The 14817-nt window shown below is 68.7% G+C and carries 18 protein-coding genes and 2 riboswitches; of the genes, 3 read left to right on the forward strand and 15 right to left on the reverse strand.

Annotation, left to right across the window (positions count from 1 at the left end):
* Window positions 1-11 precede the first annotated feature (11 nt).
* The 4 genes from gcvPA to DDZ18_RS08295 form a co-directional block, all read right to left on the reverse strand.
* Window positions 12-1358, reverse strand: a complete 1347-nt coding sequence (gene gcvPA / locus DDZ18_RS08280; RefSeq protein WP_109252877.1) for an aminomethyl-transferring glycine dehydrogenase subunit GcvPA — start codon at window positions 1356-1358, stop codon at window positions 12-14.
* Window positions 1359-1368: 10 nt separating this feature from the next.
* Window positions 1369-1740 (reverse strand): glycine cleavage system protein GcvH, encoded by a 372-nt coding sequence (gcvH, locus tag DDZ18_RS08285; RefSeq protein ID WP_109252878.1) that lies wholly within the window; start codon window positions 1738-1740, stop codon window positions 1369-1371.
* 35 nt (window positions 1741-1775) lie between these two features.
* On the reverse strand, window positions 1776-2882 hold the full coding sequence (gene gcvT, locus DDZ18_RS08290) for a glycine cleavage system aminomethyltransferase GcvT (protein WP_109252879.1): 1107 nt from the start codon (window positions 2880-2882) through the stop codon (window positions 1776-1778).
* Between the two features lie 63 nt (window positions 2883-2945).
* Window positions 2946-3050: riboswitch (glycine riboswitch) on the reverse strand.
* 4 nt (window positions 3051-3054) lie between these two features.
* Window positions 3055-3145: riboswitch (glycine riboswitch) on the reverse strand.
* A 99-nt stretch (window positions 3146-3244) separates the two neighbouring features.
* Window positions 3245-3814, reverse strand: a complete 570-nt coding sequence (locus tag DDZ18_RS08295) for a hypothetical protein (protein ID WP_109252880.1) — start codon at window positions 3812-3814, stop codon at window positions 3245-3247.
* A gap of 135 nt (window positions 3815-3949) precedes the next feature.
* Here DDZ18_RS08295 and ispH point away from each other — a divergent pair, with 135 nt between their 5' ends.
* Both ispH and rnhA read left to right on the forward strand, forming a co-directional pair.
* Window positions 3950-4894: a 4-hydroxy-3-methylbut-2-enyl diphosphate reductase gene (gene ispH / locus DDZ18_RS08300; protein ID WP_109252881.1), complete on the forward strand. Its 945-nt coding sequence runs from the start codon at window positions 3950-3952 to the stop codon at window positions 4892-4894.
* Window positions 4895-4958: 64 nt separating this feature from the next.
* The gene (gene rnhA, locus DDZ18_RS08305; protein WP_109252882.1) at window positions 4959-5408 is read left to right on the forward strand and encodes a ribonuclease HI; all 450 of its coding nucleotides are present in this window, start codon (window positions 4959-4961) and stop codon (window positions 5406-5408) included.
* A 4-nt stretch (window positions 5409-5412) separates the two neighbouring features.
* On the opposite strand, the gene DDZ18_RS08310 is transcribed toward rnhA, so the two are convergent.
* Window positions 5413-5895, reverse strand: a complete 483-nt coding sequence (locus tag DDZ18_RS08310; protein ID WP_109252883.1) for a peroxiredoxin — start codon at window positions 5893-5895, stop codon at window positions 5413-5415.
* A gap of 131 nt (window positions 5896-6026) precedes the next feature.
* Between DDZ18_RS08310 and DDZ18_RS08315 the strand changes: the two genes are divergently transcribed.
* Window positions 6027-6611 (forward strand): YqgE/AlgH family protein, encoded by a 585-nt coding sequence (locus tag DDZ18_RS08315; protein ID WP_109252884.1) that lies wholly within the window; start codon window positions 6027-6029, stop codon window positions 6609-6611.
* A gap of 4 nt (window positions 6612-6615) precedes the next feature.
* Here DDZ18_RS08315 and DDZ18_RS08320 read toward each other — a convergent pair whose 3' ends face one another.
* The 10 genes from DDZ18_RS08320 to coxB all read right to left on the reverse strand — a co-directional run bounded on the left by DDZ18_RS08320 (window position 6616) and on the right by coxB (window position 14787).
* Window positions 6616-7764 carry an EAL domain-containing protein gene (locus DDZ18_RS08320; RefSeq protein WP_109252885.1) on the reverse strand — a complete coding sequence of 383 codons (1149 nt, stop codon included), beginning with the start codon at window positions 7762-7764 and terminating at the stop codon, window positions 6616-6618.
* A complete protein-coding gene (locus tag DDZ18_RS08325; protein WP_233245769.1) occupies window positions 7761-8348 on the reverse strand; it encodes a GNAT family N-acetyltransferase in 588 nt (195 codons plus the stop codon). Before DDZ18_RS08325 ends, DDZ18_RS08320 begins: the two co-directional genes overlap by 4 nt.
* A 67-nt stretch (window positions 8349-8415) precedes the next feature.
* Window positions 8416-9111 (reverse strand): SURF1 family protein, encoded by a 696-nt coding sequence (locus DDZ18_RS08330; protein ID WP_109252886.1) that lies wholly within the window; start codon window positions 9109-9111, stop codon window positions 8416-8418.
* A 23-nt stretch (window positions 9112-9134) separates the two neighbouring features.
* Entirely contained in the window at window positions 9135-9506 is a 372-nt protein-coding gene (locus tag DDZ18_RS08335; protein ID WP_109252887.1) for a DUF983 domain-containing protein, read from the reverse strand.
* A gap of 3 nt (window positions 9507-9509) precedes the next feature.
* Window positions 9510-10397 (reverse strand): cytochrome c oxidase subunit 3, encoded by an 888-nt coding sequence (locus tag DDZ18_RS08340; RefSeq protein ID WP_109252888.1) that lies wholly within the window; start codon window positions 10395-10397, stop codon window positions 9510-9512.
* A gap of 111 nt (window positions 10398-10508) precedes the next feature.
* On the reverse strand, window positions 10509-11093 hold the full coding sequence (locus DDZ18_RS08345; protein WP_109252889.1) for a cytochrome c oxidase assembly protein: 585 nt from the start codon (window positions 11091-11093) through the stop codon (window positions 10509-10511).
* Between the two features lies 1 nt (window position 11094).
* Window positions 11095-11274, reverse strand: a complete 180-nt coding sequence (locus tag DDZ18_RS08350; RefSeq protein WP_109252890.1) for a protoheme IX farnesyltransferase — start codon at window positions 11272-11274, stop codon at window positions 11095-11097.
* Entirely contained in the window at window positions 11271-12242 is a 972-nt protein-coding gene (locus tag DDZ18_RS08355) for a heme o synthase (protein ID WP_109252891.1), read from the reverse strand. Before DDZ18_RS08355 ends, DDZ18_RS08350 begins: the two co-directional genes overlap by 4 nt.
* Before the next feature lie 31 nt (window positions 12243-12273).
* Window positions 12274-13905: a cytochrome c oxidase subunit I gene (gene ctaD / locus DDZ18_RS08360; RefSeq protein ID WP_109252892.1), complete on the reverse strand. Its 1632-nt coding sequence runs from the start codon at window positions 13903-13905 to the stop codon at window positions 12274-12276.
* 15 nt (window positions 13906-13920) lie between these two features.
* Window positions 13921-14787 carry a cytochrome c oxidase subunit II gene (coxB, locus tag DDZ18_RS08365; RefSeq protein WP_109252893.1) on the reverse strand — a complete coding sequence of 289 codons (867 nt, stop codon included), beginning with the start codon at window positions 14785-14787 and terminating at the stop codon, window positions 13921-13923.
* Between the last annotated feature and the right edge of the window lie 30 nt (window positions 14788-14817).

The raw sequence follows: 14817 nt of genomic DNA on the forward strand, positions 1-14817 counted from the left end.
CACGCCCATGGTCAGAGCACCTCTTTCAGCGCGCGTTCGAATGCATCGATATCGGCGTCGGTGTTGGTTTCGGTCGCCGCCACGATCAGCCGGTCGTCCAGGCCCGCCTTCGGGAAGAGCCGGCCGGCGGGAACGCCGGCGAGCACGTCTTTGTCCGCCAGCGCCTCGACGACCTCGGCGGCGTTCTTCTCGAGCTTCAGCGTGAACTCGTTGAAGAAGGCGTCGGTCTCCAGCGTCACGCCGTCGAGGGCCGACAGCCGGTCGGCGAGCTCGCAGGCGCGCTCGTGGTTGAGACGGGCGAGCCGTCTCAGTCCCGTCTCTCCGAGCAGCGTCATGTGAATGGTGAAGGCCAGCGCCATCAGGCCGGAATTGGTGCAGATGTTCGACGTCGCCTTGTCGCGGCGGATGTGCTGCTCGCGCGTCGACAGGGTGAGCACGTAGCCGCGCCGGCCGTCGGCGTCGACGGTCTCGCCGGCGAGGCGGCCGGGCATGTTGCGTATGTAGTTGCGGTCGCCGCGGCACGCGAACAGCCCGACATAGGGCCCGCCGAACTGCAGGCCGACGCCGAGCGACTGGCCCTCGCCGACCACGATATCGGCGCCCATCTCGCCCGGCGACTTCATCAGCCCGAGCGCGACGGCTTCGGTGACCACCGCGACCAGCAGCGCGCCCTTCTCGTGGGCGGCCTCGGCGATCTCGGAAAGGTCCTGCGCGCGGCCGAACACGTCGGGGTTCTGCACCACCACGCAGGCCGTTTCGTCGTCGATCGAGGCGGCGATGTCGCCGGCGCGGTCGGGCGTCGGCGCCTCGTAGGCGACCTCGATGTCCATGTACCTGGCGAGCGTCCGGGTCGCCTCGGCGTAGTGGGGGTGGAGATTGCCGGCGAGCACGGCCTTGCCGCGCTTGGTGACGCGCGCGGCCATCAGCACGGCTTCGGCGCAGGCCGTCGAGCCGTCGTACATCGAGGCGTTCGCCGTCTCCATGCCGGTCAGGAGCGCGACCTGGGTCTGGAACTCGAACAGGGTCTGCAGCGTGCCCTGGCTGATCTCCGGCTGGTACGGCGTGTAGGCCGTCAGGAACTCCGAGCGCTGGATCAGGTGATCGACCGTCGCCGGGACGTGGTGGCGATAGGCGCCCGCCCCGACGAAGAAAGCCGCGTCGGTCGCGGCGAGATTCTTCGACGCCATGGTCCGGAACGCCCGCTCGACGTCGAGCTCGGGCGCGCAACGGGGCAGGTCGACGGGCCCGTCGAGACGCGCGGCCTCGGGCACGTCGGCGAACAGGTCGTCGATGGAGGCGACGCCGACGGTCTCGAGCATCGCCTCGCGATCTTCAGGGCTCAGAGGGAGGTAGCGCATGCGGTGCCGTTCACTCCTCGATGTGCTTCTTGTAGGCGTCGGCGTCCATCAGGGACTCGACTTCCGAGGCGTCCGTCAGCTTCAGCTTCACGAACCAGGCCTCGTCCTCGGGGGACTCGTCGACCTTGCCGGGTTCGCCCTCGAGCACGTCGTTGACGGCGATCACCTCGCCGGACGCCGGGGCGTAGACTTCGGAGGCCGCCTTGGCGGACTCGACGACCGCGAGCTCGTCGCCCTTGGCCACGGTCTTGCCGACCTCGGGCAGCTCGACGAACACGACGCCGTTGAGCTCCGCGGCGGCGTGCTTCGAGATGCCGACGACGGCCTCGTCGCCGTCGACGCGGATCCATTCGTGCTGTTCGGTGTAGCGCGTTTCAGCCATTTGGCGTTCTCCTCCCGGGAAATAACTAGCCCGCGTCAGCCGCGGAAAAACCTGTGTTCGGTGAACGGGGTCTTCACGACCTCGGCCGCCCGCGGCTTGCCGCGGACGAGAATGTCCAGCGCCTGGCCCGGCTCGGCGAGGTCGGCGCGGACATAGCCCATCGCGACCGGTCCGCCCAGCGTCGGCCCGAATCCGCCCGAGGTGACGACTCCGACGGTCTCGCCCTCATGGACGATCTCCGAGCCCTCGCGCGCGGGCGCGCGATCATTGAGCGCCAGGCCGACGCGCTTGCGCTCCGGCCCGTCCGCGATCTGCTTGAGGATGCGCCGCGCGCCGGGAAAGTCGGCGCGCTCGCGGCGGGACTTCGCGATCGCCCAGGCGAGCGCGGCCTCGACCGGCGTCGTGGTCTCGTCCATGTCGTGGCCGTAGAGGCAGAGCCCGGCCTCCAGGCGCAGCGTGTCGCGCGCGCCCAGGCCGATCGGCGCGACCCGCTCGTCGGACAGGAGAAGACGCGCGATCTCCTCGGCCTTGTCGGCGGGCGTCGAGATCTCGAAGCCGTCCTCGCCGGTATAGCCCGAGCGCGAGATCATCACGTCGGCGCCGGCGAGTTCGAACCAGCCCGCCTGCATGAACTTGAGCTCCGTCGCGCCCGCGCACAGCGGCTCGAGCGCCGCAGCGGCCTCGGGGCCCTGCAGCGCCAGCAGCGCCCGGTCGGGCAACTCGACGAGTTCGGCGCGCCGGCCGAACCGGTCGCGCATGTAGGCGAAATCCGATCCCTTCACGGCGGCGTTGACGACGATGAACAGGCCCTCGTCGTCGGGACGGGAGACCATGAAGTCGTCCTTGATCCCGCCTTCCTCGTTCAGCAGCAGCGTGTATTTCTGGCGGCCCGGCTGCAGCTTCTCCAGGTCGGCGGTGATCAGCGCCTCCAGGGCCCCGACATCACCGGTCACGCGCGCCTGGCCCATGTGGGAGACGTCGAACAGCCCGGCGCGTTCGCGCACCTGCTTGTGCTCGGCCAGCACGCCCTCGAACTGGACGGGCATCTCGTAACCGGCGAACGGAACCATGCGCGCGCCCAGCTCGACATGGAGCGCGTAGAGCGGCGTGCGGCTCAGCGGAGTGTCCTGGGTGTCGGCCATCGATCGTCCCTGGCGAGCGCTTGTCTTCGACGGTCTCCGCCTGGAGAACCGCCATCGCGCCCCCGCTGTCTCGACGACCTGAGAGATTGGGCGGCCGGGGACGTCGCCGCCCGCGCCGCTTGCTCCTTCGGTGGAATGGCGATCGAAATCGCCATCCGCTTTCCAGCGTCGGCCTGTTCCCGCGGTCCCTTAGCCTGAGCGTTTCCGGGGCGGTTGCGCCTTCGGCGCCGGCGTCTTCGGCCGGTCTCTCCCGCGGGGGCCTCTATGTACCGACTCGCTCGCCGCATGGCGCGCGCTTCGGTGGCGCCACACTACTTTCGAGGCGGCGTCTGTCAATCGCGCCGACGCACCGGCGCGAGGCGTCAGCCGCCCTGCCCGGCGTCCACGCGGAAGCGCAGACCGGAGCGGTTGAACTCCAGCTGCTCGTCGGTCAGCTCGAAACCGACGATGATCTCGAAATTGGCGCCCGACGTGTCGGCCTCGGCCCGCGGTATCCGGATCGAGTCGAACTCCTCGGTGACCAGCACGCGATCCTCGTCGCGGTCGAAACGCACGGTGATCGGGAAGACCTGCTTGTCGATGACCGCGGTGTCGCGGCGCGTCACGGTGACGAAGTAGTTGTAGGTGTGCTCGCGGCCCTCCGCGGCGGGGCCGCGGCCGAAGGCGAAGCGGATCGCCATCGACACGTCGATCGGCGACGCCTGGCGGTCGGTGTAGCGGCAGCGGCTCGCGACATCGAGAATCTCGCCGGTGAAGCCGACATTCTCGAACACGGGGTCGTCGCCCTCGATCTCGACGAGCCTGTGGGCGTCATACAGGGACAGCGCATTCGGGCACGGGCCGGGGTTGGGCTCGGGCGAACCCAGCGTGTCCCGGACGGTCTGGCATCCGGTCAGCGCGAGCGCGGCGGCGAGACAGGCGGCGAGACGCATGAAGAATCCCCTCGAAGGCGCAGCTGCGAGCCGGCGGCCCCGCGCCCTTGCGGGCCGGGCCGGCTCTGTTACATCGTCTCTACGACGCGTGTAGATAAAGGGCAATGACGCGCCGCCGGCGACGTCGAGGAATCCATGACCGCCTCACCCGAGCTGACCGTGCTGCTGGCCGCCCCGCGCGGCTTCTGCGCCGGCGTGGATCGCGCCATCCAGATCGTCGAGCGCGCGCTCGAACGCTACGGGGCGCCGGTCTATGTCCGCCACGAGATCGTCCACAACCGGCACGTCGTGAACCGCCTCGAGGCGATGGGCGCGGTGTTCGTCAAGGAGCTCGACGAGTGCCCGCAGGACCGGCCGGTGGTGTTCTCCGCCCACGGCGTGCCCCAGCGCGTGCCCGACGAGGCCGAGCGCCGGGGCATGCTCTATGTGGATGCGACCTGTCCGCTGGTCTCGAAGGTCCATGTCGAAGCCCAGCGCCAGCACCGCGCCGGCAAGGAGATCGTGCTGATCGGCCACGCCGGCCATCCCGAGGTGATCGGCACGATGGGCCAGTTGCCCGAAGGCGCGATCCATCTCGTCGAGACCGTCACCGACGCCGAGGCGTTCGAGCCGCGGGATCCGGAAAACATCGCCTTCGTCACGCAGACGACGCTGTCGGTCGACGACACGGCGGCCATCGTCGACGTCCTGCAGCGGCGCTTCCCCGCGATCGCGGCGCCGCACAAGGAGGACATCTGCTACGCGACGACCAATCGCCAGGCGGCGGTGAAGGCGATGGCGCCGCGCGCCGACCTGGTGCTCGTCGTCGGGGCGAAGAACTCGTCGAACTCGGTGCGTCTCGTCGAAGTCGCGAGGCACGCCGGCGCCGGCGCGGCGCATCTCGTCGGCAAGGCCGACGACGTCGACTGGTCCTGGTTCGAGGGCGTGGAGACGATCGGCGTCACGGCGGGCGCCTCCGCGCCGGAGGAACTCGTCGAGGACCTGCTCGCCGCGATCGCGCAGCGCCGCGGCGTGCGCGTCGAAGAGGTCCGCGTCGCCGACGAGGACGTGGTGTTCAAGCTGCCGCGGGAAGTGGCGTGAACCGCGCGCCGAAAAGCGCGGCGCCGGAACGGGTCGAGGCGTTCAACGCTCGCACTCTCGTCTCGTGACCGATCTCGTCACCATCCACACCGACGGGGCCTGCTCGGGCAATCCCGGCCCGGGCGGCTGGGGCGCCGTGCTCGAGTGGAAGGGCCATGAGCGCGAGATCTCCGGCGCCGAGCCGGAGACCACCAACAACCGGATGGAGCTGATGGCCGCGATCCGCGCGCTGGAGACGCTCAAGCGGCCCTCGAAGGTGCGCATCGTCACCGACAGCGTCTATGTGCGCGACGGCGTGACCCGCTGGATCCACGGCTGGAAGAAGAATGGCTGGCGCACCAGCGCGAAGAAGCCGGTCAAGAACGAGGATCTCTGGCGCCGGCTCGACGAGGCCGCCGCGCGCCACGACGTCAGCTGGGAATGGATCAAGGGCCACGCCGGCCACCCGGAGAACGAGCGCGCCGATGCGCTGGCCCGCGAGGCGATCCGGACGCTGCGCGAGGGCGAGGCCTGAACGCCTAGAGCTCCGCGAGCACGTGCTCGGCCGACGAGACCTGGAAGTCGCCCGGCTCCTCGACCCAGAGCTTCTCGACCTTGCCGTCCTTCACGAGCATGGCGTAGCGCTGCGAGCGAAGCCCCATGCCGAATTTCGACCCGTCCATGTCGAGACCGACCGCGCGGGCGAAATCGCCGTTGCCGTCGGCGAGCATCATCACCTGGTCGCCCGCGCCCTGGTCGCGGCCCCAGGCGTCCATGACGAAGACGTCGTTGACCGACGTGCAGGCGATGCGGTCGACGCCCTTCGCCTTCAGCTCGGCGGCCTGCTTGACGAAGCCGGGCAGGTGCTGGGCCGAACACGTCGGGGTGAACGCGCCGGGGACGGCGAACAGCGCGACGGTGCGCCCGGCGAACACGTCGTCGGTCGACACCGGCGACGGGCCGTCCGGCGTCATGGTCATGAAGGTCGCTTCGGGGAGCGCGTCGCCTTGCTTGATGGTCATCGTCGGGGCCTCCGTATCGAGGGGCGAATGGATGATGGACCTCAGTTAGTCCCGCGGACCGGGCGCGGCAAGCCGCCGCTCACGGCGCCGGGCGCTGGACACGGGCGCGGGTTTTCCATGAAGCTCGCGCCATGACCGACGCACCCGCGGCTTCCGACGACGGTTATCTCCAGGGCCGGCTGCTGATCGCGAGCCCCGTGATCGGCGATCCGCGCTTCGACCGGAGCGTGGTCTTCATGTGCGCCCACGGCGAGGACCACGCCATGGGCATCATCGTCAACCGCCCGATGGGCCGGCTGCGCCTGCCCGAGCTGTTCGAGCAGCTCGAGGTGAAGTGCGAGATCCAGGTTCCCGATCGCGCCGTGCTCGATGGCGGCCCCGTCGACCGGGACCGGGGTTTCGTCCTGCACTCCGACGATTTCCGCAGCGACGAGGGCACCCTGCCGGTCGGCGAGGGCATCGGGCTGACCGCGACGAAGGAGATCCTCGAGGCGATGGCGTCGTCGCGGGCGCCGCAGCGCTCGACGCTGGCGCTGGGCTACGCCGGCTGGGAAGCGGGACAGCTGGAAGAAGAGATCCAGGCCAACGCCTGGCTGGTCGCCGAAGCCGACGACGAGCTCGTGTTCGGCGAGGATTACGACGCCAAGTGGACGAAGGCGCTGCGCAAGCTCGGCGTCACCCCGGAATTCCTGACCGGCGCGTCGGGACGCGCCTGACCCGTCACGCCGGCGGACCGAAGCGCCCGGCCAGCCCGTCGCGAACTGTCTCGGCGGCCGCTTCGGGCGGCAGCGCGCCGGCGTAGTGGAAACCCTGCGCGGCGTCGCAGCCGGCCTCGGCGACCAGATCGGCCATCTCCGCGGTCTCCACGCCCTCGGCGATCGTAGCCATGCCCAGGTTGCGCGCGAGCTTCACCACCGAGGCGACGATCTTCATCGCGGATGGATCGGCGATCATCGCGCGCACGAAATACTGGTCGACCTTCACCACGTCGAAGGGGAAGCGGTCGAGGCGGGCCAGCGAGGAATAGCCCGTGCCGAAATCGTCGAGCGCCAGCCCGACGCCGGCCGCGCGCAGGGCGTGCAGAACCTCGGCGCAGGCGTCGGGATCGCGCATGACCTCGGTCTCGTTGATCTCGAGGCGGAACGCCCCGCGCGCCAGCTCCGCACCGCGAACCGCGCCGATGAGCGCGTCGGCGAATCCGGGCGCGGTGAGTTCGCCCGCCGTGGCGTTCGCCGAGACGGTGAGCGCCCGCCCCGCTTCATACGCCGCCCGCCACGCCGAAAGGTCGTGGATCGCGGCGCGGCGCACCTGCTCGCCGATACCGCCCACGAGGTCGAGATCGATGGCGAGGTCGAAGAAGTCGTCCGGTCCGAGCACGCCCTCGCCCGGCCGGCGCCAGCGCGCCAGCGCCTCGAAACCGATGAGGCGCTCGCTCGCCAGCGCGACGATCGGCTGATGATAGGCGAGCACATCGCCTGCATCGACGGCCGCGGCGAGCGCGGCCTCGCGCTCGAGACGGCCCCGGCCGCCATCCGGGTCGGCGCCGGCGGGCGTGACCAGGCCGCGCCAGACCGCGTCGCTCGCCCCGCCGATCAGGCGCGCATAGCGGACGCGATGGTCGTCGCCGACGATCCGGATCCGCGCGTCGCACCGGCGTCCGTCCGCCATCGCGTCGAGCACGTCGCGATCGGCCGGGGCGACCGCCGCGCGCAGCGCCTCGAGCGACGGGCCTTGCGCGCATCGCGCCAGGCCGAGCGTTCCCGCCTCGCCACTGAGCGCGAGCCGGGCTGAGCGGAGATCCAGCGAAACGGCCACCGCGCCGGCGGCGCGGACGGCGGCGGCGAACGGCGCGTCGTCGGGATCGCTCACCGGATCGGGTCGTCCTTGAGAATCGCGAATTTCAGGTGATCGCGCCATTCCCCGTCGATCTTGAGATAGCGGCGCGCGAAGCCTTCCGGCGTGAATCCGACCGACAGAAGCAGCCGGCGCGAGGGCTCGTTCTCGGGCCGGGTCGCAGCCTCGACCCGGTTCAGGTGCAGCGGGCCGAAGGCGAAGGACAGCACGCGGCGCACGGCCGCGCGCGCATGGCCGCGCCGGACATAAGGCTGGCCGATCCAGTAGCCGAGATCAGCCGACTGCAGCACGCCGCGGCGGACATTGTTGAGATTGCACGCCCCGAGCATGACGTCGTCGGCGGCGCGGAAGACGAAGAAGGGATATCCCTGCCCGGACTCGATATCGGCGTGGTAGCGGCGCAGGCGGCGCTTGAACGCGGCGCGCGTCAGCTCGTCGTCGGCCCAGGCCGGCTCCCACTTCTCGGTATGCGCCCGGCTCGCCGAGCGCAGCTTGGCCCAGGCCTCGTAATCGTCGAGCGAAGGATGGCGCAGGCGGACGCCCTCGCCCATCAATACGGTTTCAAGCGCCTCGTCCCGCCACAGCGCCACGCCGGTCACCTTTCCCTCTTGGTGTGCGCAATACGAGTAGACGCCCGTCGACCCGTCGCATCAAGGGATAGCATGCTCACTCTTTCCGGCGCGTGAATACCAGCCGGCCCCGCGACATGTGCAGCGCCAAATAGACCGCGACCAGCGCACCGGCGAGGCCGAACCAGGTGATCGCGTAACCGAAATGGCGCGCCGGCGGCGTCTGCGCCAGGCGCGGGGGCAGCGCGCCGTGATCGGTCACCAACCAGCCCTCCTCCCACAGCGTCCCCGGTTCGAGCTGCAGGACCGCCTCCATGGCTGCGGCGTCGAAGCCGTAGAAGCGGAGGGTTTCGGGATCGCGCTCGGGCGTGAACGCACCCGGTTCGGTCGGGCGCTCCAGGACCATGGGGCCCTCGTGAAACTCCGTCATGCGAGTCTCGCCGTGCGGCAGGAAGCCGGCTTCGGTCAGAACACGGAGATCGCCGGCGCAATCGCCCACGCGGGCGTTCTGGAAGACCCGCCAGCCGGGCGCGCCGTCCGGATTGCGGCCATAGACCATCACGATCGACCCCGAAGCGGGATCCGGACGTTCAACGCGGCGGCTGAATGGATCGGGGCGTCCGCAATAGGCCTGGTCCAGCGAGACGGGCGCCTCGCCCTGCCGAGCCCGCCAGCGCTCGATCTCGGCCTGCTTCCAGTCCATCCGGTCGAGCTGCCAGACGCCGAGCGCGACGAGCAGGGCCAGCGCGGGCGCCGCGAGCACCGTCAGGAGCGGGAGCGGGCGAAATCTCATGACCGGGATTCGATCCGGACGCGCTAGCGGTCCGGGTCCTCGTCGAGGCGCGCCTCTTCGGCGTCATGCTTGTACTGCAGCGCGAACAGCGTCGCCTTGAACGGGCGCAGAAAGAGCAGGCACAGCGCGGTGGCCAGCGGCAGCCAGAGCAGGAGGTGAACCCAGATCGGCGGCGCGACGGCGAGCTCCAGTGCAAGCGCCAGCGGCACCACGATGAAGCCCACCAGGAACATGATGAAGACGGCCGGACCGTCGCCGGCGTCCTCCCTGGAAAAGTCCAGCCCGCAGGCCTCGCACTCGTCGGCGATCTCCAGAAAGCCGTCGAAGAGCGGCCCTTCCCCGCAGCGCGGACAGCGTCCGCGCAAACCGGCGAAGAAGGGGTTCACATCGGTCATCGGCTAGTGGCCGGGCCCCGCGAAAGCGACGTAGACGAAGGCGAACAGGAACAGCCACACGACGTCGACGAAGTGCCAGTACCAGGCCGCCGCCTCGAAGCCGAAATGCTTCTGCGGCGTGAATCCGCCGGCGAGCAGACGCAGCAGACATACGGTCAGGAAGATCGTCCCGATGATCACGTGCGCGCCGTGGAAGCCGGTCGCCATGAAGAAGGACGCGCCGTAAAGATTGCCGCCGAAGCTGAAGTGGGCGTGGGCGTACTCGTAGGCCTGCACGCAGCTGAAGGTGACGCCGAGCAGGATCGTGATCAGCAGGCCCAGCTTGGCGCCCTTGCGGTCGCCGTGCTGCAGCGCGTGGTGCGCCCACGTCACCGTCGTGCCCGACAGCAGCAGGATCATCGTATTGATGAGCGGCAGGTGGAAGGGATCGAACGTCTCGATGCCCGGCGGCGGCCAGGTCTCCCAGCCGGAGAAGTCCACCCCGATCGCCTCGCCGGTCCAGCTCGCGCCGGCGCGGGCTTCGTGGAACAGCGCGGCTTCGAAGAACACCCAGAACCAGGCGACGAAGAACATCACCTCGGACAGAATGAACAGGATCATCCCGTAGCGCAGGCCGATATCGACCACCGGGGTATGATCGCCCTGGTTGGCTTCCTTGATGACGTCGCCCCACCAGCCGATCATCGTGTAGGCGACGATCAGCCCGCCGAGGATCAGCACGTAAGGCGACCCCTGGCCGAGGATCGCGCCCAGCGCGCCGTCGCCGCCGGACAGGCCCTTCATGAAGACGACCAAGCCGAAAGCGAGAACGAACGCTCCGACCGAGCCGACGAACGGCCACGGACTCGGGTCGACGAGGTGGTAATCGTGTTTGACGGCTCCGCCAGCCATGCTCTTCTCCTGAAAAGTCCCTTCCCCGGGCGGGTCAGCCTGCAGCTATAGCTCCCGCCTCACGGCGTCGCAACGGTCGACGCTGCGCCGCGAGAGCGCAGCCCGGTCCGCCTACGAACGATCCTCCGTCGCCTGCGCCTGCGCAGTGCGCGACGCGCCGTCCTCGGCCTCCCAGAAGGTGTAGGACAGCGTGATCGTGCGCACGTCGTCGAGCCGGTCCTCCGCATCCATCTCGGGATCGACGAAGAACATCACCGGCATGTCCATTGATTCGCCCGGACCGAGCGTCTGGGCGGTGAAGCAGAAGCACTCGATCTTCGAGAAGTACGGCGCGGCCTTGAACGGCGACACGTTGTAGGTGGCCGTGCCAGTGATCGTGCGGTCGGTCGGGTTGGTCGCGCGGTAATAGGCCAGCCCGGTCTCGCCGACGCGAAGCTCCATCTCGCGCTGGACCGGCTCGAACTCCCACGGAAAATCGCGACTGTTCGAGGCGTCGAACCGCACGGTCACGGTGCGATCGAGCACGTCGCGCGATTCGGCTGCGGCGACCTGGGTCGTTCCGCCATAGCCGGTGACCCGGCAGAACAGGTCGTAGAGCGGCACCGCGGCGTAGGCGGCCGCGACCATCGATCCCACGACCGTCACGCAGATCGCGAGAATCCGGACATTGGGGTCTTTGGGAAGGAAACGCTTCACCTCAGCCTCCGCTGGCGATGTTGGCGCTCAGCCGCACCACCGTGACGACAAAGACGAGCACGATGAAGCCGACGAGCGACCAGGCGATCACCTGGTTGCGCCGCCCCCGCGCGCGCTTCTCGGCCTCGGTGAGCTTGACCGTCTCGGTCTCGGCGGCGGGCTCCGGCTCGCGCTCCGTCATCCGATCAGGCCTCCGCCGACGCCGGCGCCGTGCTCGACGAGCAGCGCCGCGAACAGGAGCGCGAGATGCGCGATCGAGTAGGCGAACAGGTCGCGCGCCGCCCGGTCGCCGGCGCGCACGGCGTAGAGTTCGTCCTCGGCCGCAGCCTCGTCGCCGGCGCGCGACAGGAAGACCCGCGTCGCCAGCAGCAGGAAGAGCGCGCCTCCGCCGATCGCGGCGACGGCGTAGATCGCGCCGCCGAGCCCGGTGAGGAGCGGGCCCGCCGTCGCGGCGAGATAGAGCAGCGTGTAGAGGAGGATCTGGATGCGGGTGGACTTCGCCCCCTTCGCCACGGGCATCATCGGCACGCCGGCCGCGGCGTAGTCGCCCGACTTGTAGAGCGCGAGCGCCCAGGAGTGCGGCGGCGTCCACAGGAAGATGATCGCGAACAGCAGGACGGCGTCGATCGAGATCGATCCCGTCGCCGCGGCCCAGCCGATCATCGGCGGGAAGGCGCCGGCCGCGCCGCCGATGACGATGTTCTGCGGCGTGCGGCGCTTGAGCCAGACCGTGTAGACCACGGCGTAGAACACGATCGAGAAGGCCAGCAGCCCGGCCGCGACATAGTTGGTCGCCAGCGCCAGCAGCAGCGTCGACATCAGCGACAGCACGACGCCCAGCGCATAAGCCTCGCTGGCGGGGACCGCCCCGCGCGGCACCGGGCGGCGCCGGGTCCGGCGCATGCGCGCGTCGATATCGGCGTCGTAGGCCATGTTGAGCGCGCCGGCCGCACCCGCGCCCGCAGCGATGCACAGCAGCGCGATCGCCGCCGAGATCGGGTGGATGGATCCCGGAGCGGCGACCAGCCCCGCCAGCGCGGTAAAGACGACGAGCGTCATCACCCGCGGCTTGAGCAGGTCGAAATAATCGCGAGGCGACGCCGCGTTCGCGGCGCCGCCCGGGGCGATATCGATGGACGATCCGGTCACCTCGGATCCTCTGTCGCGTTCGACGACCCGCCTACTTGATCTTCGGCAGCTCGTTGAACTGGTGGAAGGGCGGCGGCGAGGACAGCGTCCACTCCAGCGTCGTGGCGCCCTCGCCCCACGGATTGGCTTCCGCCGGACGACGCCGGACGGCCGCCTCGATGAGCAGGGCGAAGAAGATCAGCATGCCCACGGCCATGATCACGTAGCCCCAGGAGGAGACCTGGTTCCAGAAGGCGAAGCCGTCGGCGTAGTCGACATAGCGCCGCGGCATGCCCGCCAGGCCCAGGAAGTGCTGCGGGAAGAAGATCACGTTCGCGCCCACGAAGAAGAAGAAGAACTGCGTGCGCGCGAGGACGGAGTTGTACTTCACCCCGAAGATCTTCTCGAACCAGTAGTAGAAGCCCGCGAAGATCGAGAACACCGCGCCGAGGCTCAGCACGTAGTGGAAGTGCGCCACCACGTAGTAGGTGTCGTGCAGCGACTGGTCGACGCCGGCGTTGGCCAGCACGACGCCGGTCACGCCGCCGATCGTGAACAGGAAGATGAACCCGATCGCCCACATCATCGGCGTGCGGAACGAGATCGAGCCGCCCCACATGGTCGCGATCCAGGAGAAGATCTTGATGCCCGTGGGTACCGCGATGATCATCGTCGCGGCCACGAAATAGGCCTTCAGGTTCACGTTCAGCCCGACCGTGTACATGTGGTGGGCCCACACGATGAAGCCGATGAAGCCGATCGCGACCATCGCGTAGGCCATGCCGAGATAGCCGAAGATGGGCTTCCTGGAGAAGGTCGACACGATGTGGCTGATCATGCCGAAGCCCGGCAGGATCAGGATGTAGACCTCGGGGTGGCCGAAGAACCAGAACAGGTGCTGGTACATCACCGGGTCGCCGCCGCCGGCCGGGTCGAAGAAGGTCGTGCCGAAATTCCGGTCGGTGAGCAGCATGGTCAGCGCGCCCGCCAGCACCGGCAGCGCCAGCAGCAGCAGGAAGGTGGTCACCAGGATCGACCACACGAACAGCGGCATCTTGTGGATCGTCATGCCCGGCGCGCGCATGTTGAAGATCGTGGTGATGAAGTTGATCGCGCCGAGGATCGAGCTGACGCCGGCGATGTGCAGCGACAGGATCAGGAGGTCGAACGCCGGCCCGTTATGGCCGCTCGTCGACAGCGGCGGATAGAGCACCCAGCCCCCGCCGAAGCCGTTCTCCGCGCCCGTGCCCGGCACGAACATGGAGATCAGCGCCAGCGTGAACGACGCCGGCAGCAGCCAGAACGAGATGTTGTTCATGCGCGGGAACGCCATGTCCGGCGCGCCGATCATCAGCGGCACGAACCAGTTGCCGAAGCCGCCGATCATCGCGGGCATGACCATGAAGAAGATCATGATCAGGCCGTGCATGGTGGTGATGACGTTGTAGTCGTGCTCGTTGCCGAGCAGCATGCCGAACAGCTGGGTCTCGTTGTTGAAGACCTGCAGGCCCGGCTCGGCCAGCTCCCAGCGGATCAGGCCGGACATCGCGCCGCCGATGATCCCCGCGATGATCGCGAAGATCAGGTACATCGTGCCGATGTCCTTGTGGTTGGTCGAATAGACCCACCGCTTCCAGTTCCAGACGCTGGGCGCGTGATCGTGGTTCGCAGCGGCTTCAGCCATGATGCAATCTCTCCCTTACCGGGCCGACGCGAGCGCCGCGGCGCCGCGCTGTTCGTCGTAATAGGCGGCCAGCACTTGCGGCGCCTCGTACGGATCCTCGTTGGCGGCCTCGACCCATTCGTCGAAGACCGGTTGCGGGACGACGTGAACCTCGATGGGCATGAAGGCGTGCCGCAGGCCGCACAGCTCCGAGCACTGGCCGTAATAGACGCCGACATCCTCGTCGCCGACCTCGAACCAGGTCTCGTTCAGCCGGCCCGGGATCGCGTCCATCTTGATGCCGAAGGCCGGCATCGCCCAGTTGTGGATGACGTCCGACGCGGTCACCTCGACGCGCACCGTCGAATCGGCGGGCACGACCACCGGCAGATCGGTCGACAGGTTGCGGAGCTGACCCTCGCCGATGTCCTCGTCGGCGACCATGTTGGCGATGTACTGGAAGCCGCCGTGGTCGGGATACTCGTAGGTCCAGTTCCACTGGTTGCCCGTGACCTTGATGGTGAAATCCGATTCGGGGATCACGTCCTGATAGTAGAGAAGCCGGAAGGACGGCACGGCGATCACCACCAGGATCAGCACCGGAACCGCCGTCCAGACCACCTCGATCAGCGTGTTGTGGCTGAACTTCTTCGGCTCAGGATTGGCCTTCTCGTTGTAGCGGATCATCACCCACAGCAGCAGGGCGAGCACGAACAGCGAGATCGCGCCGATGATCCACAGAAGCAGGGTGTGGAATTCGGTGATGTTCTCCATCACCGGCGTGGCGGCGTCCTGCAGGCCCATCTGGCCGTCGACCGGCGCCCCGGTCACCGATGCGGACGCGGCGCCGGCGCCGAGAAGGAATAGCGAAACGAGTGCTCCTAGAGCGGCGTGAACACGCATGGCTCCCCCGAGAGTCTGGCTTGTACAACG

The organism is Marinicauda salina, assembly GCF_003122085.1.
Classification (GTDB): domain Bacteria; phylum Pseudomonadota; class Alphaproteobacteria; order Caulobacterales; family Maricaulaceae; genus Maricicauda_A; species Maricicauda_A salina.